General features: G+C 62.9%; 15 protein-coding genes. 8 read left to right on the top strand and 7 right to left on the bottom strand.

Translation table 11 applies throughout. The features are described from left to right. Positions 1-76: 76 nt before the first annotated feature. The 4 genes from GM79_RS13210 to GM79_RS13200 form a co-directional block, all read right to left on the bottom strand. A complete protein-coding gene (locus GM79_RS13210; protein WP_035564609.1) occupies positions 77-1,339 on the bottom strand; it encodes a zinc dependent phospholipase C family protein in 1,263 nt (420 codons plus the stop codon). A gap of 190 nt (positions 1,340-1,529) precedes the next feature. Beyond that, positions 1,530-2,990 carry an OmpA family protein gene (locus GM79_RS13205; RefSeq protein ID WP_081867751.1) on the bottom strand — a complete coding sequence of 487 codons (1,461 nt, stop codon included), beginning with the start codon at positions 2,988-2,990 and terminating at the stop codon, positions 1,530-1,532. Between the two features lie 558 nt (positions 2,991-3,548). Continuing rightward, complete coding sequence (locus GM79_RS25795) at positions 3,549-3,752, bottom strand: PID-CTERM protein-sorting domain-containing protein (protein WP_081867750.1); 204 nt, start codon at positions 3,750-3,752, stop codon at positions 3,549-3,551. A gap of 85 nt (positions 3,753-3,837) precedes the next feature. Next, positions 3,838-7,026, bottom strand: a complete 3,189-nt coding sequence (locus tag GM79_RS13200) for a T9SS type A sorting domain-containing protein (RefSeq protein WP_035564607.1) — start codon at positions 7,024-7,026, stop codon at positions 3,838-3,840. Positions 7,027-7,267: 241 nt separating this feature from the next. Between GM79_RS13200 and GM79_RS13195 the strand changes: the two genes are divergently transcribed. Together GM79_RS13195 and GM79_RS23135 are read left to right on the top strand one after the other, a co-directional pair. Further along, complete coding sequence (locus tag GM79_RS13195) at positions 7,268-9,094, top strand: sensor histidine kinase (protein WP_152559986.1); 1,827 nt, start codon at positions 7,268-7,270, stop codon at positions 9,092-9,094. Continuing rightward, a complete protein-coding gene (locus tag GM79_RS23135; protein WP_161787175.1) occupies positions 9,084-9,845 on the top strand; it encodes a LytR/AlgR family response regulator transcription factor in 762 nt (253 codons plus the stop codon). Before GM79_RS13195 ends, GM79_RS23135 begins: the two co-directional genes overlap by 11 nt. 208 nt (positions 9,846-10,053) lie before the next feature. Here GM79_RS23135 and GM79_RS13185 read toward each other — a convergent pair whose 3' ends face one another. After that, positions 10,054-10,389, bottom strand: coding sequence for a hypothetical protein (locus GM79_RS13185; RefSeq protein WP_035564603.1), 336 nt, complete (start codon positions 10,387-10,389; stop codon positions 10,054-10,056). 621 nt (positions 10,390-11,010) lie between these two features. On the opposite strand from GM79_RS13185, the gene GM79_RS13180 reads away from it, so the two are divergent. Further along, on the top strand, positions 11,011-12,621 hold the full coding sequence (locus tag GM79_RS13180) for a PAS domain-containing sensor histidine kinase (protein ID WP_035564601.1): 1,611 nt from the start codon (positions 11,011-11,013) through the stop codon (positions 12,619-12,621). Then, the gene (locus GM79_RS13175; RefSeq protein WP_035564599.1) at positions 12,599-13,645 is read left to right on the top strand and encodes a response regulator; all 1,047 of its coding nucleotides are present in this window, start codon (positions 12,599-12,601) and stop codon (positions 13,643-13,645) included. Before GM79_RS13180 ends, GM79_RS13175 begins: the two co-directional genes overlap by 23 nt. Positions 13,646-13,820: 175 nt before the next feature. On the opposite strand, the gene GM79_RS13170 is transcribed toward GM79_RS13175, so the two are convergent. Next, positions 13,821-14,390, bottom strand: coding sequence for a hypothetical protein (locus tag GM79_RS13170; RefSeq protein WP_035564597.1), 570 nt, complete (start codon positions 14,388-14,390; stop codon positions 13,821-13,823). Between the two features lie 474 nt (positions 14,391-14,864). Here GM79_RS13170 and GM79_RS13165 point away from each other — a divergent pair, with 474 nt between their 5' ends. Then, complete coding sequence (locus GM79_RS13165) at positions 14,865-15,182, top strand: cupin domain-containing protein (RefSeq protein ID WP_035564595.1); 318 nt, start codon at positions 14,865-14,867, stop codon at positions 15,180-15,182. Positions 15,183-15,260: 78 nt separating this feature from the next. Here GM79_RS13165 and GM79_RS13160 read toward each other — a convergent pair whose 3' ends face one another. After that, entirely contained in the window at positions 15,261-15,683 is a 423-nt protein-coding gene (locus tag GM79_RS13160) for a group III truncated hemoglobin (protein ID WP_316930114.1), read from the bottom strand. A gap of 132 nt (positions 15,684-15,815) precedes the next feature. Between GM79_RS13160 and GM79_RS13155 the strand changes: the two genes are divergently transcribed. From GM79_RS13155 to GM79_RS13145, 3 genes are read left to right on the top strand one after another with little or no spacing between them, the layout of a single operon-like run. Next, on the top strand, positions 15,816-18,239 hold the full coding sequence (locus GM79_RS13155; RefSeq protein ID WP_051718871.1) for a heavy metal translocating P-type ATPase: 2,424 nt from the start codon (positions 15,816-15,818) through the stop codon (positions 18,237-18,239). Positions 18,240-18,253: 14 nt separating this feature from the next. Continuing rightward, positions 18,254-18,415: a cbb3-type cytochrome oxidase assembly protein CcoS gene (gene ccoS, locus GM79_RS13150; RefSeq protein ID WP_035564593.1), complete on the top strand. Its 162-nt coding sequence runs from the start codon at positions 18,254-18,256 to the stop codon at positions 18,413-18,415. 59 nt (positions 18,416-18,474) lie between these two features. Further along, on the top strand, positions 18,475-18,975 hold the full coding sequence (locus GM79_RS13145; protein WP_051718864.1) for a DUF2199 domain-containing protein: 501 nt from the start codon (positions 18,475-18,477) through the stop codon (positions 18,973-18,975). Positions 18,976-19,181 lie beyond the last annotated feature (206 nt).

Raw genomic sequence — 19,181 nt, 5'->3', positions numbered from 1 at the left:
ACCCGGCGCTGTGGAAAGGTAAGCACCTCCGGCCGGCCGCCTCTACTGCCCGACAAGCCCCCCTGGCTGCCGCAGCCTACTTCAGGGCCCGCAGCTGCGCCAGGGCTTCCTGCGTTTCGCGCATTTTGCTGGCCTCCTTCTCCTCCTTCGAAGCCGGGGTTTTGGGTTCGTCATTGTAAAAGGTTAGGATATTTTGGCGGGCCTTGGGATTGATTTTTTCAAACTTGTCCTTAGCCAGCATCCGCAGCCATTCGCCGTAGGTTTCGTCGGCCAGGGCGTAGGAGCCGGCGCGGGTGGGGCGGCCGGTATCGAAGTCAGTATTGGGCAGGGTGAGAGGCGAAGCGGAGGTATCGGCCGGCTGCCGGGCTATATCGGCCCGGTAATTAGCCATAACCCCCCGGAAGCTGGATTTGAACAACGCCTGGGCTTCGGGAGTAGGCAGCTTGAAGGCAAAAGGCTTGAGCGGCCCGATTTTGGGCAGCACCCGAATGAAGTAGGAAATAATGCGGGCCCCAAAGCCGGGCCGTTCGTACTCGGTGCCGTATTCCTTCTCGAACTGACGCGGGCTCGTGCGTTCGAGGTAGTCGCGCCGCCGGGCGCCGGGGCTCAGCTTCATAATGTCCTTGCGCTTGTAGTGCCAGGCGGCGCGGGCGGCCGTCGGAATGAGCTGGCTCACCGCGAAGCGGAAGGAGGCAATGCTCAGGTCCACGTTGGCAATCACCTTGCCCATCTCCAGCCCATAGGTTTGCAAAAAAGCGCGCTCCAGTACCGATTTGCTCACCTTGAAGCCAAAGTTTTTGTGGTATTCCTGGGTGCGGTACTTGCCGCTGGCCAGCTGCACCACATCGAAGGCAAACTCCAGCTGCGTGTGCTGCTTGGGGGCTTGCTCGTAGGTGATGGACGGGCCAAACTTGGCGGCCAGCTCCGGGTACACGCTGGCCATGGCGCGGTTGGTGCCGTCGGCGTGCCCGCTGATGTCGGCCGCGTAGTGGGCCAGGGCCCCCATCGCAAAAGCGTAGTCGTTGCGGTTCTCCGATTGACTTATCAGGTTTCGCACAAAATCGCCCGACCGCACATAATGCGTCAGATTGGTAAACAGCTCATTACCAAATGGATAATACCCCATGTCCTGGATAATGGCCCCGCCGTAGGCGTAGGCTTTGGCATCTGCCATCTCTTCGTCGGTACCGCCGGGGTAGCGCCGCTGCAGGGCCGGCATTAGGGTGCGCTCCCAGGTCGAATCGATGTTGGCCTGGTGGGTGAGCACGGAATACGCCGCCACCGGACGGGCCGCAAAAGCCAGCGATGCAGCCAGCAGCAGAAAAAGAAAACGAACCATAGGAAATTTAAGCACAACCGAAAGCTCTCCAACGGCAAATGACCCGCCACCGTTGCCCCCACTTCGGCCGGCGCATCCGGCCCAAGCCCGGTGTTCGGGCCGGGAACCACGCAAAAAAAGCCGGCGAATTGAAAAGAGGAGTATTCCCCTTCTCAATCCGCCGGCTTGCTACTGCTTCAGCTACGCCTGACTAGGGCAGCGGCGTGGGCGTGGGCACAAAGTCAAACTTGAACTCCACGCGCCGGTTGCGGGACATGCCAGCGGCCGACGTGTTGGGCGCGGTTGGCTCGGCCTCGCCCCGGCCTTCGGTCAGGATGCGGCTTGCATCCAGGCCTTTGCCCGTGAAGTAGCGTTTCACTGCTTCGGCCCGGCGCTCCGACAAGCCCTGGTTGTACTCGTCGGTGCCGCGGCTATCGGCGTGGCCGGTAATGCGGAGGCTGTAGTCGGGCCGCTCGTTCAGGGCGTTCACCATCTTATTCAGGGCCGGATACGAGCTGCGCTCGATAACGGTACTGTTGGTTTTGAAGCGGATGGGCACTTCCAGGCCCTGAATGGCGGGGTCAATAACCATTGGGCAACCCGTGGCATCAACGCGGGCCCCGGCGGCGGTGTCGGGGCACTTGTCCAGGTTATCGGGGATGCCGTCGCCGTCCTGGTCCAGCACCAGCGGGCAGCCGGAGGCGTCTACCTGCGTGCCGGCTGGGGTGTCGGGGCACTTGTCGTTGGGGTCCGATACGCCGTCGCCGTCAGCGTCGGGGCAGCCTTTGAGGGCCATGGTGCCGGGGGTATCGGGGCAGGCGTCGTCGCCGTCGCGCACGCCGTCGTTGTCACGGTCGGGGCAGCCTTCGAGCGCCGCTAGGCCCTTTTCGGTGGGGCATTTGTCCTGGTAGTCGGGCACACCGTCGGCGTCACCGTCCAGGGGGCAGCCGGTGGGGTCCACGGCTACGCCGGTGGGCGTATTGGGGCACTTGTCTTTGCGGTCGGAAACCCCGTCGCCGTCGGTGTCCTTGGCTTTGCCCAGAGAAAAGGTGAGGCCGGCAGTGTGCTGCAGGTAGCGGTCGTCGAAGCTGTCGTCGTCGCGGTTGGGCTCGCCGTCGATATTGGCTCCCAGCGGCACGTGCTGGCCGGTTTGAATGAAGAGGCCGATGCCGTCGGTTATCTGAAAATTGATACCCGCCGCGCCAAAAATATCAAACAGCATGGCGTTGCCTTCCACGTTGTTGCCGCGCACGGTGCCTTCGCGGCTCAGGTACGAGAGGCCCGGCGCCAGCATCAGGTAGGGCTGAACCACGGCGTCTTCCTTAATGGCCCAGCCGTTGTTTAGCTTGAGTTTCAGGCCCAGGTTGGCGGTGGCCAGGTTGGTGCTGAAGCTGTTGGCGGCACTCTGTGGCTGGCTGCCTTTCAGCTCCACGTAGCCCAGGTGCAGGCCCAGGTCGAGGCCCGGCGTGAGGTAGCGGCTGATGCCCAGGCCGGGCCCGCCGTTGGCTTTGCCCAAATCCCAGAAATGGGAGCCATAGTTGCCTTTGTATTGGAACGCGCTGCCGGAAAGGCTGATGGCCGTTTTGCGGTCGGCCGTTTGGGCGTAGCCGGGTAAACTTCCCAGTAGGGCAACGCCCAGCAACGCCGCTTTTGCGGTACGTAAATAACTCATAGAAAACTGTTTGGGTGGTAAAAGCAGCCTGTAAATAGTAAACCACGAGGGTAAAAACCAGACCAGGCTTCGATTCTATACCCAAACTTTCTCTCCAAGGTTATAGGAAGATTTAGTAGTCCACACGACCGCGCTACATTCTCAGGAGCTGTTTTGCATAAGCTACGCGTAGCAATCCAAGGCATTACCAACAGCCCATAGCTTTCGGGTGCAGCCCCCAAAAGAGGACTTACCTCCCCAGGCAGCGGGCACTTGCGGGCACCCATCCGGCTCCAATCAATTGTCTGCCATGGTTTTTGGGGAGCTAAAAATGAAAGCTGGAAGCTGTCTTCTCTACCATTTCCGAAGCGGAATTACGCAGTGTTTTTGCTAACCCAGAACTTACGCACAGTTATTTCCTGGCTTTTCAAAAGAGGGGCTGCGGCCGGAAATGGTGGTGAATGCCCCTGCGTTACCCACCAGAAACGACAAACCCAACTGCAGCAGCCAGAACGGCCCCTACAGTTGGGTTTGAGGAAGGCAGCCCACCGGGGCCGCAATCGGGATGGAGCCAGCAGCCTAGCTGATGCGGCGCGGGCGCAGGCGGCGCAATCCGTAAGCGGCCCCGCTGGCCAGCAGCAGGCTCACGCCCCCATCAATGGGCACCGTGGTGGGGCCGGCGGCGTCGCCCGGCCGGGGGCCGCCGCTGCTGGGCTGGGCCAGCGCTTGCTGGGCCATTGCTGCGCTCGCCAGCACCAAGAGAAATATACAGATGCGTTTCATAAAGAAAATAAGAACAGGTGAAAGCGGCGAAAAGGTATCCCTGAACGTCCCGCCCCATCCGGGCCGGGACGCCGGGAAAGCGGCATTACTCGATAACAATGCGCTTGGTAACGGGCAGGCCGTCGAGCGTGAAGCGCAGGGTGTACACCCCGCTGGCCAGGCCCCGCAGGCTCACCACCGTTTCGGCGGTGGGCAGCGTCAGCGTGCGCACCGTCTGGCCCAGGCTGTTGAGCAGCACGGCGGCGGCTACTTTGCCCGCCGGGCGCAGCACCGTGAACTGGCCGTGGGCCGGGTTGGGGTACGCCAGTACCTGCGCGGCCAGGCCCTGGGCGGCCGTGGCGAGCGGGGTCGCGGTGGGGCGCAGGTTCAGCCAGAAGCGGCCGGGAGCGGTGAAGCCCGTCAGGGTGAAGGCGTAGCTGCTACCGGCCGTGAGCAGCGTGCGCGTGTTGGTCAGGTTATCGACCAGCTCGACGTGAGTAGCATCCAGGTTGGCCAGCGTGGCGGCGCTCAGGGTGTAGCGGCCGGCGGTGGGCACGCCCACAAACAGTGGGATGCTGGTGGCGGTGGCGAAGTCCGCCCGGCCATCAACGGCTAGCTGCTGGCCGGCGGGGGTGAGCGTGGCCAGGTTCAGGCCGGTGGTGTTGGCCAGCTTGGCCGCGTCGAACTCGCCGTCGAAACCGGCGGTGGAACCGGCCTGAGCGTACACGAACAGGTTGTCGACTTGCTTGTTGCCGGGGCCGGCCAGCTGCAGCTGCACCTGGGGGCGCTGGTCGGCGGTGCCACGGCGCACGGGGGCTTGCCGGTTGTATTCGGTCACCCGGTTGTTATTAGTCAGCAGCAGGCTGCCTTCGGTCTGGCCGGCGCTCACGCGCACCCAGAATGCCTGGCTGGAACCGATGAGCGGGTTTGCGCCCACGCCATTGACGTAGCTGCGGTACTGCCCGTCGTACTGGCTGGTGCTCTCAAAGGTGTAGAAGGCGGCATCCACGTTGGTGCGCTGGCTGGCGGTAATGGTACTGAAATCCAGGGGCGAGGCGAAGGGGTTGCCAATGAAGTTCCAGCCCGCGTCAGCAGCCGTGGCGCCGCTGGCCCGGTCGAGAAATAGCCGAACCGCGCTTTGACTCGGTATGCCAATGAAGCGGAGCGTGGCCGCGCCAGGCAGCTGCACCGTGAAGCCGGTGCTGCCCAGGGGGGCGTCGTCGCTGCGGTCGGTCGGCGAGAGCCAGCCCTTGTCGAAAGCCGAAAGGGTAGTGGCCATCGAGGTAGCCAGCCGGGCCTGGTCGTAGCGAAAAATGGTGGGGAAGGGCGAAACGGTGCCGGGCGCTTTGGCCGTGTTGTAGTCGGGGTTCGTTACCAGGACACGGCGCAACGGGGCAAAGGCTCCCACGGTCAGGTTGAAGACCGGAGCGCTCAGGTGGCGGTAGCCCAGGCCGTCATTCAGGCTGGGGTCGATGTAGCGCTGCACCGTGATTTCGCCGCGCACCTGGGTCTTGCCCTGGCCCAGGTTGGCCAGCAGGGCCGTGCCGCTTTCGTCGGAGAGCAGCGTCAGGTCCTGGCCGTTGGTAGCGAAATCGGCGTCCCCATCCAGGGCCAGCACCTGGCGGATATCCAGGTTTTGCGTGAGGGTGAGGGTCCGGTTATTGTCGGTAGTCAAGCTACGCACCTCGGCGGGCAGGCCGTCGCCGGTGCTTTGCGCCGTGGGCCCGCTATAGTAGTAGTTGGCTTCTTCACCAAAGCTGCGCGTGCCCGTTACCTGCACCGCGCCGGTGGCATCGGCAGTACTGATGCCGTCGGCATCGCATACCACGAGCGTGGCTCCGCTAGCCAGCGTAAAGCTGCCCGCGCCGGTCAGGGCCTGGCAGTTGGTATCGAGGCTACCATCCACCGTGAAGGCCGTGTTCACCACCACCGCGCCGCCGAGCACGGCAAAGCCGGTGCTGGTCACGTTGATGCTGCCGTAAGTGCCGGCCGCGATGCTCACCGGGCTGTCCACGCTGCCCGTGCTGATGGTCAGGTCCTGGGCAGCAGCGGCCGTAGTCACGAAGCTCAGGGCGCCGCCATAGCCGGTGCCGTTTTCATTGATGCCGTAGGCCCGCACGTAGTACGTGGTGCCGGCCGTGAGGCCCGTCACGGTCTGCGAGAAGTTACGCAGCGTGTTGTCCATGACCACTTTGGTACCGTTGGCCGTGGTGGGGGTAGCGTTGGTGGCGCTGTACACCACGCCGCGCTCGGTCACGGTGCCGTTGTTGGTCAGCAGGAAGCCGCCCAGCGTGGCGCTGGTGCTCGTCAGGTCGTCGGGGGTATTGGTCGTGACCATGGGCGCACTGGTTACGGTGAAGGAGCCGCCGCCGAAGCTGGTGCCGTTGGCGTTGCTCACGCTCACGGCGTAGGTAAAGGTCGGGCTCACCCCCGTCGGGACCATCGCCGTCAGTTTAGTGGGCGAAAAATAGGTGACGCTGGTGGCGGCGAAGGTATTATCGAAGCTAACCGTGCTGCCGTTGGTGAAACCCGTACCGGTGAGGGTGATAACCGTCCCTATCGGGCCGCTGGTGGGCGCAATGCTGGTGAGCGAGGGCGCGGAGGCCGCCGTGCTGAAGGTGACCACGCTGCCGTAAGTGGTGCCCACCGAATTGGTAGCGTAGGCGCGGGTGTAGTACAGGGTGCTGGGCGTGAGCCCGGCCGAATACTGCGTGTAGGTGCCGGTGGTGCCGGTGTTAATGGTGCGCGAGTCGGCAACGGTGGGCACGCTGTTGGTGCTGCTGTAGGCCACCCCGCGCTGGGTGATGGTGGCGCCGCCATCGTCCGTTACATTACCGTTGAAGGAAGCGGCCATGGCAGCCACATCGGTGGCGGCGAGCGTGGTCACGCTCGGAGCGGTGGCAGCCGTGCCCACCGTGAAGGTGGGGCCGCCGAATTTATCACCCTTCGTTACTGCAGTTACGGGGCCCGTAGTGGCTCCGGCCGGTACTACTGCTGTCACTCGAGTGTTTGATATATAAGTGACATTCGTCGCCCCTACGTCGTTAAACTGTATGGTGGAAGAGAGCGTGAAGCTAAACCCGGTGATGGTCACGACGGTACCTACTGGCCCGTTGCTGGGCTCAATGCTGGAGATGGAGTTGGCACTGGCTTGCCCGTAGGCAGTGGTGTAGCAGGCACTGGCCAGCAGCAGGGTGCTGAGGGGCAGCACCCATTGCAGCAAGGCCAGCAGCGCCAGCGTCGGCCAGCGCCGGGCCAGCTTGGTGCGTGATAATGAGGAGAAGGGGTTTTCCATAAAAACAGGGGTCAAAGGGTAAAAAATGATTCGAATAGCCCACCAGCTTCACCGGGTTCAGCGGCCCGGAAAAACAAAAAGCCCGGCGGGCGGCCGGGCGGGTGTTGCGATTGGGAATACAAAACAGGGCCTGAAAGCCACCCCGAAGCAAGGTATTTGAGGCCCGACCTCAATTTTTGAGGTCGGGGCGGCGACGGCGGGCCTGGCGGGCTACCTTTGTTTTTTGCTACTAATTCGCGGCATGAGTTGTTTTGTAACAGTCTGGGCACTAGCCCGCCAGTGGCTGTGCGGCGGGTGTGTGCTGGGGCTGCTGTTGGTTGCGGCCTGCCAGCCCGCGCCGCCAGTGCCCACCGCCCAGGCCGCCTCCCCTACCCCCACCCCCACAGATTACCTGACTCCAGGCTTCCGCCCGCAGCAAGCTACCTTCTTTGCCCTGCTGCGGGCCGGCGACTCGGTGTACGCTCAAAAGTCGGGCTACCAGTCCTTCGCCCAAGCCCTGACGTACTACGACCGCGCCCAGGCCCTGGCCGACCAAGGCCGCGACTCGCTGCTGCTGGCCGAAGCCGCCTTTGCGCGGGGCCGCTTCTACGATGCCTGGAACAAGGAGCCCCAGAAAACCATCGATTATTTCCAGCGGGCGGCCACGCTGCTGGCGCGGCTGCCGGGCCAGGGCAGCCGCGCCCTCTACGCCCGCTACCTGGTGGCCCACGCCTACGAAAAAGTACCCGACAGCCTCCGCGCCGTCCAAACGCTGCGGCAGCTCCGGCCCGCGCTCCGGACCTACCCCGATTCCATTCGCCGGCGGCTGTTGTTTGTAGTGGAAATGGCTCTGAGCAGCACCGGCGTGCAGAACTATGCCCTGGCTGACTCGCTGCTGCGCGAGTTCGCGCACCGCCCCAGCGTGGTCAACGACCCCGGTTCCTACGATTTTTTAACGCATTACTACCTGGTGCAGGCCCGGCTCGACGTGTACTACCGCCGCCGTCTGGCGTCGCCCTACCTCGATTCGCTAGACCAGGCCTACCGCACATCGGCCCGACGGCTCGACCGCCTTTTCCTGAGCCAGCAGCTGGCCGGGCTCTACGCCGACGCCCGGCAGTACCAGGCCGCCTACCAATACCAGGGCATCGCTGTGCGCATCGGCGACAGCCTCGTGGATGGCGGCAACCTGGACCGCCTGCGCCGCGAGCTGGTGGCCAGCGGGCAGCGCGAGCAGGCCCAGGCCCAGGACGCCCGCACCGCCCGCGCCCGCACCACCGGGGGCCTGAGTGCGGCCCTGGTCATCATTTCGCTGCTGAGCTTTTACCTGGCCCGCCAGGGCCGGCGCTCCCGGGTGCAGTCGCAGCACCTCGCGGTGGTGAATGGGGAGCTGGCCGGCGTGAACCAGGAAGTGGCGGCCGTGAACCGGCAGCTCGACGACAAAGTGGCCCAGGTAGAACTACTGAACAAGGAAATCCAGCACCGCGTCAAAAACAACCTGCACATTCTCTACAGCCTGCTGCGCATGCAGGAGCGCCGCACCACCAACGCCGAAGTACTGGCCCAGCTCCAGGCCGCCCGCCTGCGCGTGGAAAGCATTGCCGCGCTGCACAACCAGCTGCTGCGCAGCTCCGCCGGCCTGAACCTGGGCCAGCACCTGCGCACGCTCATTTCCGCCGTAGCGGCGTGCCTGGCCAACGACCGCCAGGTGGTGACGCACCTGCAAACCGATGCCTTGCAATTGCCCCCCGACAGCTATTTCCCGCTGGCGCTCATCCTCAATGAATGGGTAACCAACTCCATTAAGTACGCCGACACCGACGGGCAGACCCTCGAAATAATGGTGAGCGTGCACCGCCACGCCCACGGCACCTGCATCGAATACGCCGACAACGGCCGCTCGCCGCTCGCCGCCCCATTCCCCCATGCGGACCCGGAAAGCGGGCTGGGCACCCAGATTATTACGCTGCTTGCCCGCCAGCTGGGGGCCACCCTCACCACGCCCCCCCACCAGCCGTACCACTACGAGCTGTGCATTCCGGATGGCGCCCCGGAAACCGCCCCCAGCCCCCCGCCTCATGGAGCCTAAAATCACCATTCTCATTGTCGAAGACGAAGCCCTGATTGCCCAGGAGCTATGTTTCACGCTCGAAGACCTGGGCTACGAGGTGCTGGCCACCTGCTATACCTACGCCGAAGCCCAGCAGGCCTTTGCCCGGTACCAACCCGATTTGGTGCTGCTCGACCTGAACCTGCACAATGCCAATCCGCTGCTCAACGGGCTGGCCCTGGCCCAGCAGCTGCGCGAGCAGCCCACGCCGCCCCCGTTCATCTTCCTCACCGCCTACAGCGACCTCGAAACCATCCGCCAGGCGACCCGCTTGCAGCCCAGCGGCTACCTCATCAAGCCGGTGAATGATGCGGCCCTGTTTGCGGCCATCCAGACGGCGCTGGCGCACAACATGGTTCGGACCCCGGCGTCCCTCCCCCTGCCCGACGAGCCTCCCACCGGCCCCACGCACTATTTCTACGTGAAGGTGGGCGGGCAAATCGTGAAGCTGTATTGGAGCGAAGTAGCCAGCCTGGAGGCCGGCAAGAACTACGTTACCCTCCGGGCCCCGGCCCTGCGCCTTTCCTACGCCATGCGGGGCTCGCTCACTTACGTGCTCGACCAGCTGCTGCCGCCGGAGCTGCACGAGCAGTTTTTCAGGGTGAACCGGGGCACGGTGCTCAACGCCAAATTCATCACCCACTACGACGACCACCATGTGTATTGCGGCCCCGAAAGCTTCGAAAACGGCCATCTGGCTACCCACCAGCTACGGGAGCTGCTAGGTTAAAAGCCGGTCCAAATAGGTAAAACAAGCACCGTCATGCCGAGCGCCATACGGTTGCTTTTACGCAACTGCTTAGCTTACAACCCAGGAGCTGGAATCCAAAAAGCAAAAGCGTAGCGCACCGGCCCGCTTCGGCTTGGTTCCCAACGAAATCGGCGGCGAATAGCTGCCGACTGCGCGTAACGTCCTCTCCCACAAAAAGAACCAGTCGCTAGGCAACGGCTACCCCACTGCGCCCGAGCTTGCCCAGCAGCAGCGGCACAATGCCCTCGCCCTCGGGCAGGCCGCTCTGGCGCAGCAGCTCTACCCCCTGCTGCACGAGCACGAAGCACGGCAGGTCGGTGGCGTAGAAGCTGCGCACCACGCTGAGGTGGCTGAGCTCGTCCACGGTGAGTACCCGGATGGCCGCCCCCAGCTCCCGCTGCAAGGCCGCCAGCGCGGCCAGCGTGGCCGCCCGCCCCTGCGGGGACGGGCCCACGGCCGGCAGCAGCACCAGTAGCATCGCGGCATCGGCGGGCACGGAAGATGGAAAGGAGGTGGCTGGCATCGGGCCCCGTGAAATCAAGTGGCTGCAAATTTACCGACTGACGGCAGCTGTCCGGATGATGCCCATCAGGCGCCGGGCTGACAGTTGTCAGGTTTGAGCACTCGCGCAAAAAAACCGTAGTTGGGACTTACGCACTCAGCTGCTGGCGCGCGTCTGCGACGCGTTGCCCCTTGGTTTCGCGTCTCCGACGCGCGTGGCCAACGCGACCAGCCGGGGCGAACGGCGGCGTTTGGAAACGCCAGGCCAGTGGGCAACGCGTCAGAGACGCGCGCCAGCGGCTGATTTGCGTAGTAAAAGTTCTCATGTTGAGCGCAGCCGAAGCAGCTCTACCGCCTCGTTGAACGGTATTGACGCAGTGGTAGAAATGATTCGGCAGGCGGACGCCAGATAGAGCATGACAGACTACGTTAAAATACGACTACTTCTGCGCGGCTGCTTAAAGCAGCTGGAAGCAGTCCATATCGGTGTAAACAGCGTTCAAACCGAAAGACGGTCCGTGGGATTTCAACTTCTGCTTTCTTGGCTTGTAACCAGAACGACATACCGGGCCTGAAACCGCGCCAGTGCCGACCTTGCCAAAAAACAGGCCGCCGCCGGCATTCACCGCACCCCTCCTCTTCCATGCTCGCCAGCTCTTCTTCCAGCGTCCTCACCGAGCTGCTCTACCGACAGTCCAAGGAATTCTTCGGGATTTACGACCCGGCCCTGGGCTGGTTTACGCAGGTGAACCCGGCCGGCGTGCGCCTGCTGGACTACCCCTCGGAAGACGTGTTTCTGGCCGACCCCGACCACTCGCTGCGCACCCCGCCCTGGACCGGCCTGCAGTGGCAAGCCCTATGCGACCAGGCGCAGCGCGAAGGCCGCCACACCGTGGAAGCCAACCTCCGTCGCCACACCGGCGACGCCTTTCGCGCCCACCTGGAGCTGACGTACTACCTGGACGGCCCGAAACCCTACTTCCTCATCCACATCACCGAGCTGAGCCGCTTGCAGCAGGCCGAGCGCGAGCTGGCCCACAGCGTGCGCCGCTTCGAGGCCGTGGTGACCAACGCCACCATCGGCATTATTGTGTGCGACCGGGCGGGCGACATCGTATCGGCTAACCAGCTGGCCGAGCGGCAGTTTGCCTATGCGCCGGGCCAGCTGCTGGGCCAGCGCATCGAAGTACTGGTGCCCAACGCTGCCGGCCGCCACCACCAGCAGCTGCGCGAGAGCTTCAACGCCCACCCCCAGGTGCGTGGCATGGGCCACAACCGCGTGCTGCGCGGCCAGCGCCAGGACGGCACCGATTTTCCGGTGGAAGTGAGCCTGAGCTACTTTCATCTCGACAAGGAACTCTACGTGGTGGCCTACGTGCTCGATGTGACGGCCAAGCACGATGCCGAGCTGGAGCTGGTGGCCCAGCAGCAGCGCGTGGCCCGCCTCAACACCGAGTTGGAACAGAAAGTGGCCGACCGCACCCACGCCCTGATGAACACCCTGGAGCAACTGGAGCAGCGCGGCCGCGAACTCACCCAGGCCCTGGCCGCCGAGCAGGAATTGGGCGAGATGAAATCGCGCTTCGTGAGCATGGCCTCGCACGAGTTTCGCACGCCGCTCACCGGCGTGCTCACCTCAGCCGAGCTCATTGCCGACTACGCGCTGGGCCCGCAAAGGGACAAGCAGCTCAAGCACGTGGACCGCATCCGCTCCTCGGTGAAGCAGCTGAACGACATTCTGGAGGAGTTCCTCTCGGTGGGCCGCATTGAGGAGGGACGGGTGGCCGCCACGCCGGCCCCGCTGGACATGGCCGGGCTGCTGGTCGAAACGGTGGCCGATGTGCAGGCGCTGCTCAAAAAGGGCCAGCGCATCGAGCACGAGGCGACGTGCACCGGGCTCATCCGGCTCGATGCCTCGCTGCTGCGCAAAATCCTGGTCAACCTGCTCTCCAACGCCATCAAGTATTCCGCCGAGCATACCGTTGTGCAGGTCCGCGCCACCTGCCAGGCGGGGCAGCTCACGCTCACGGTGCAGGACCAGGGCGTGGGCATTTCGCCGGAAGACCAGGAACACCTGTTCGAGCGGTTTTTCCGGGCCCGCAACGTGAGCACCGTGCCCGGCACCGGCCTCGGGCTCTACATCATTGCCAAATACCTCGAGCTGATGGGGGGCACCGTGGCCCTGCGCAGCGCCCTGAACGTGGGCACCACCGTCACCATCGCCATTCCCTATGAAAACGATTCTGCTAATTGAAGACGACGAAATTATCCGCGAGAACACCGCCGAGCTGCTCGAAATGGCGGGCTACGCGGTGCTCACGGCCGAAAACGGCCAGCTGGGCGTGGCCCAGGCCCTGGCCACGAAGCCCGATTTAGTGGTCTGCGATATCATGATGCCGGTGCTCGACGGCTACGGCGTGCTTCAGATATTCAATCAGAACAAGCACCTGGCCGGCGTGCCCTTCATCTTCCTCACCGCCAAAACCGAGCGCACCGACCTGCGCCGCGGCATGGCCCTGGGCGCCGACGACTACCTCACCAAGCCCTTCGACAAAGCTGAGCTGCTGAGCGCCATTGGCGGGCGGCTGAACCGCTTCCAGCACCTCAAACCGGAGTATGCGCCCACCACGCAGGGCCTGGGCGAGTTTCTGGACGATGCCAGCGCCCTGGGCAACCTGAGCAGCCTCTCGGCCGACCGCAAAGCCCACGCCGTGCGCAAAAAGCAGGACGTGTACCTCGAAGGCGACGAGCCCACGCGGGTGTACTTCGTGCAGGCCGGCCGCGTGAAAACCGTGAAAATCACCGACGGCGGCAAGGAGCTGATAACCGGCCTCTACGGCCCCGGCGAGTTCTTCGGCTACCTCGCCCTGCTCGACCACACCCCGCACACCGACTCGGCCGTGGCCGTGGATGACGCGGAGCTGGTGTACATTCCGCAGGATGATTTTACGCAGCTGCTGTTACGCAACACAGCGGTGGGCCAGCAGTTTATCCGCCTGCTGGCGGGCCGGGTGCGCGAGCGCGAAACGCAGCTGCTGGCCATGGCCTACAGCTCCATCCGCCGCCGCGTGGCCGACGTGCTGCTCCGCCTGCACGAACAGGCCGGGGCCGAAGGCAGCATTCAGCTTGCGCGCGACGACATGGCCGCCATGGTGGGCACCGCGCCCGAGTCGCTGATTCGCACGCTCAGCGAGTTCAAAGCCGACGGACTGGTTGAATTGATGCCCAAGTGCATCCGGGTGTTGGAGCCCGAGAAGCTGCGCCGGGCGCGGTGGTAGGGGTGGTTGGGGTGTTGGCAGGAAACGGAAACCACCGTTTCGCTAAACTAGAACGACTAAGCATCAGGGATGCTGGTTCCTACAATATTCAACGAAGGCAGGCGATTTAATAGCAGGTAAGCGCCCGGCATAAGCGTCGGTGAAACACGGCTAGTTGCCCGCTCTCCCACCTTACTTATAGGTTATGGTGGTAATCGTGGTCCTTATTGTCCTCATCCGAGTAGATGCTCACCTCCAACACGTTGCACTCTTTATCAAGCGTCAATCTCCGCATGAAGGGGATATGGGAGGCCACCAAAGGAGAGCTGAGTTCATAATCCCAGAAGACATTGGCCCCCACCTGGCGTTGCTGGACCAGCTTCGCCTTCAGGGATAACTCACATACAAGCCAGTTAATTTTTCGCTCTGAGCCTAAAGAGTCCGATAATATGAAGAGCGGGCGCTTGTCGGAACAGGAAGAATGGTCGATTTCAGAGACGCTATTTAGAGTCGGATAGACAATCAGAGTGTCCCCCTGATGCACTGTCTTAATGTCTAAAAAACTTTGTCTTTCATTCGCCACGTAGCTGCCCCAAAAGTTTCTTTTCGCATAAGTCACCTGAATACGCGTCACGCCACCAAGGGTGTGGGTACGTATGGCAATTGCTTTTTTAGAATTTGCGGACCCCAAAATATTAGTCGTCTGACCATAAACCTGATGATAGGCTAATAGAAAGAAGAATAGAGTGTTAAAGAGCGTCTTCATGAAAGGGGGCTCGACAAGAAGCAGGAGTAATTACTCTGAATGTACCCTATTTATCATAAACCACTAAACTAAACAACCATCTCGTTCCGTGAGCACTCGGAACATTTCTCTGTTGCGTTTAGCGAGTTTAAGAAACTCGTCTACCAATTAAAGTTTACGAAACCGCGTTAGGAATGCGTTTCGCAAATGCCCAACCCTACAGCCCCGATAAAGCAGCACGGCGGACGCGGCGGACGCGTTTCGCGGGCTGCTGAGTGCCTCTGCCGCAACTGATGAAGCTCAGGCCGGGGGGTGAAATTTATCAGGTGGGGGCCGGAAAGAGGACGGTAGTTTTGCGCTGAGCAACCGCCACGCACCCGCCTGTGAACGCAGGAACCAGGAACCACAATCCGACTTGGCGAACAACGCGGAGGGAGCGCAGGCGCGGGCTGCTAACGCCGGTTCACTTTCGCTGCGATCCCAAATCTGTTTGCCATGACCTTGACTTACCCACCCCTGAAATCCGGCAGCCTGCTGGCAGGCAGCCACGCCCCCGCCGGCGAACAAAAAGCCCTCGTGCTTCTCGACAAAAGCGGCCAGAAGATTATCTACAAAACCTTTGTGGCCGGCGAAACCATGCCCACCCACCACGCCGCCGTCGACGTGTTTGTGACGGTGCTGGCGGGCCGGCTCATCATCACCCAGGAAGACGTGCCCACCGAAGTAACAGCCGGCGACTATGTCATTATTCCCAGCGGGGCGCCCCACGCGCTGCACTGCCTGGAAGCGGCCCGGATTCTGATATACCGGTAACGGCAGCTACCATCTGTAAGAGCGGCCCTTCTCCGAAATATCGGAGAAGGGCCGCTCTACTGGCATCAACTACGGCGACTAGAGAATGCTAAGGGAGCCGCGCTCCCGCAGCCGCGCTTCAAATACCTGGGCAATGGCCTGGCCCCGAAGCTTGGCTTCCGCCGCCGTCGGCCCGGCAAACAGCTCGTCGACCGTAGCCTGGAACAAGGCCACCCAGCGCTGAAAGTGGGTAGCATCGATGGGCAGCGGGATGTGCTTCGGGAAGGGCCGGCCCTGGTAGCGGGCGGTACCCAGCAGCAGGCCGCTCCAGAAATCGTACATCCGGGGCAAGTGCCGGGGCCAGTCGACGTGGGCAAAACCGTTGAACACCGGGTCGAGCAGGGCGTCGTGGTTGACTTTGGCATAGAACGTATCCACGAGCAGCCGCACGTCGGCTTCGGTGGCAATGTCGGGGCGGGAGTTGAGCATGGTGATAAAAACGAGGCGGTCGGTTGTCTGCACACGACAAGGTGGCAAAGGTCTCATAATTGGAACAACGCGCCGCTGAAATGAATCAGCTCCCATGCTGACATTCATCAGCTTTCCGGGGCACCGCAGGCCGGAGCTTTGGGGCTGCCAATAGCCTGCCCGCCCGTGCCCCTCACCGCCGCCCCCGAAACCCTGACCCGCATTGCCTGCACCCACTGCGGCGACGACTGCCCCGACGAGGCCATTGAGCTGACCAGCCAGACCGAGCTGCATTTCTGCTGCGCCGGCTGCAAGGCCGTGTACGAGCTGCTGGCGGCCAGCAACCTGTGCGGCTACTACCGCCTCGACGCACAGGCCGGCCAGCGCGTGAAAACCGTGGAGCTACCCGGCCGCTTCGACTACCTCGACCTGGAATCGGTGCAAAGCCAGCTGCTGGCGTTTCGGTCGCCCACGCTGGCCCGGCTCACGCTCAGCATCCCGCAGATGCACTGCGCCTCCTGCATCTGGCTGCTCGAAAACCTGTTCAAGCTGAACGCCGGCATCCGGGAGTCGCGGGTGAATTTCCTGCGCAAGGAACTGACGGTGAGCTATGAGCCGGCCAGCACCAGCCTCAAAGACGTGGTGGCGCTGCTGGCCGCCATCAACTATGAGCCGCAGATTACGCTGGCCGAGCTGGGCGCCCAGCCCCACGCCGCCAGCCGCACGCTGTATTACCAGCTGGGCGTGGCCGCCTTCGGCTTCGGCAACGTGATGCTGCTGGCCTTTCCCGACTACTTCTCCTTCACCGAAGGCCTGCACGATGCCTTCGGGCGGTTTTTTGGCTGGCTGAGTTTGCTGCTGGCCCTGCCGGTACTGGTGGTGAGTGCGCGGAGCTTCTACCAGTCGGCCTGGCAGGGGCTGCGGCAGCGCTACATCAACCTCGATTTTCCCATCAGCCTGGGGCTCACGGCCCTGTTTGCGACCAGCGTATTTGAGGTGCTCACGCAGCGCGGGCCGGGCTATTTCGACTCGTTCACGGGCCTGGTGTTCTTCATGCTCATCGGCAAATGGGTGCAGCAGCACAGCTACGACGCCCTGCGCTTCGACCGCGACTTCACCTCCTACTTTCCCGTGGCCGTGACGCTGCTCACCAAAGCCGGCGAGCAGTCGGTGTCGGTGAAAGAGCTGCTGGCCGGGCAGCGCATCCGGGTGCGCCATCAGGAAATCATTCCGGCCGATGCCGTGCTGCTGCGCGGTACCGGGCTGATTGACTACAGCTTCGTATCGGGCGAGAGCGTGCCGGTGGCCAAGGCCGTGGGCGAAGTGGTGTATGCCGGCGGGCGGCAGGTGGGCGAGGCCGTGGAGCTGGAAGTGGTGCGCGAAGTGTCGCAGGGCTACCTCACCCAGCTCTGGAACAACCCCGCCTTCGAGAAGGAAGCCCGGCCCACCCTGGAAACCTACGCCAACCACGTCGGCCGCTACTTCGTGGCCCTCACGCTCACGCTGGCCGTGGGTTCGGTGCTATACTGGTACCCCCAGGACCCGCAAATGGCCTTGCGCGCCTTCACCTCGGTGCTCATTATTGCCTGCCCCTGCGCGCTCTCGCTGGCTACGCCCTTCGCCATGGGCGCGGCGCTGCGGGTGCTGGGCCGCCGCCAGCTTTACCTGAAAAACGCCGCGGTCATCGAAACCCTGAGCCGGGCCGACACGCTGGTTTTTGATAAAACCGGCACGCTCACCGACACCCACCTCTCCCCCGTCAGCTTCTCCGGCCCGGCCCTTTCCCCCGACGATGCGCAGCGCGTGGCGGCCCTCGTCAGTCAATCCACGCACCCGCTTAGTCAGCGGCTGGCCGCGCACTTGGGGCCTACTGGTTTTACGGTCGAAGCGTACGCCGAAATCCCCGGCCAGGGCATTGGCGGCGTGGTGGCCGGCACGCGGGTTCGCGTGGGCTCGGCCGCTTTTGTTGGGGCCAACGCCTCGGAAACGGCCCCACCGGAGCAGCAAAGCCGCGTGTATGTGGCCCTGAATGAGCAGCCGGGCGGCTGCTACGACATCCGCAGCCCGTACCGCGAAAACCTGCCGGCGCTGCTGCGGGAGCTGGGCCAGCACTACCAGCTGGCGCTGCTCACCGGCGACAACGCCGCCGATGCAACCCGGTTGCGCCAGCTTTTCGGGGCCGGGGCCGAGCTGCGGTTCCAGCAGTCGCCGCTCGACAAGCTGGCTTATGTGGAAGCGCTCCAACAGCAGGGCCGCCGCGTGGTGATGGTGGGCGACGGCCTGAACGACGCCGGCGCCCTGCAGCGGGCCGACGTCGGCATTGCCCTCACCGAAACGCTCACCAACTTCTCGCCCGCCTGCGACGCCATTCTGGAAGCCGGCAGCTTCGGCCGGCTGGCCACCATCCTGCGCTTCGCCCGCGACTGCCGATTCATCGTGCTGGCTACGTTTGGGCTCTCCTTTTGCTACAACGGCATCGGCCTCAGCCTGGCGGTGCGGGGCCTGCTCACGCCCATTGCCTCGGCCATTCTCATGCCCATCAGCTCGCTCAGCGTGATGGTTTTTGCCACCCTGCTGGTGCGCTACGCCGCCCGCCGCCGCCAGCTATAACCTGCACTCGCCCCATGACCATCATTTTCCTGCTTATCGCCATTAGCCTGCTGGTGGCTCTCACGTTTCTGGGCGGTTTCCTGTGGGCCGTGCGCTCGGGCCAGTACGAGGACACCTACACGCCCGCCGTGCGGATGCTGTTTGAGGACGAGACTACACAGGAGAAGCAACCTTAGCTGCTAAAAGTATCTTTGGAGCCTCACTGCTACTTAAATCGGGTTTCCAAACTGCTCCTATGAAAGGTTTCACTTGCTCCCGTTGCGGAGAATTTCACGCTGATTTCCCCATGTGTTTCGGGGCAGAATTTCCCGATTATTACTTCAGTGTGCCGCTGGAAGAAAGGAAAGAGAGAATAGAACTCACAGAAAGCCTGTGCGTGGTAGACGACGCCCATTTTTTCATCAGGGGCCGCATTAAAATTCCGGTTATCGATACGGATGAAGGATTTTGCTGGAACGTTTGGGCGAGTGTGAGCGAGACGAATTTCCGCCGCACCAATGAAATATGGAATGAGCCGGAGCGCATGAACGACCCAGCTTATTTTGGCTGGCTCCAGACCACCCTACCGGGCTATCCGGAAACACTCAATATTCAAACGATGCTGCACACGCAGGAAATCGGCATCATCCCCGTGGTCGAGATAATTGAGGAAGGACACGTTTTAACGCAGGAGCAGCAGACAGGAATAACGTGGCAGCGGGTTACAGAACTCGTTGAAATTGCTATGCACGGATAGCACTGCGGATATCTCTAACAGGACTTCCGCATTCAGTAGCTGGCGCGCGTCGCTGACGCGTGGCTTGCTGGCTTGGCGTTTCCAAACGCCGCCGTTCGCCCCGGCTGGTCTCGTTAGCTCCGCGCGTCAGAGACGCGGAACCAGTGGGCAACGCGTCGGAGACGCGCGCCAGCTACTGAATGCGTAAGTCCTATCTAAATTAAACA

Source organism: Hymenobacter sp. IS2118, from assembly GCF_000715495.1.
In the GTDB taxonomy this organism is placed as follows: domain Bacteria; phylum Bacteroidota; class Bacteroidia; order Cytophagales; family Hymenobacteraceae; genus Hymenobacter.
This window is presented reverse-complemented; position numbering and strand designations above follow the sequence as displayed.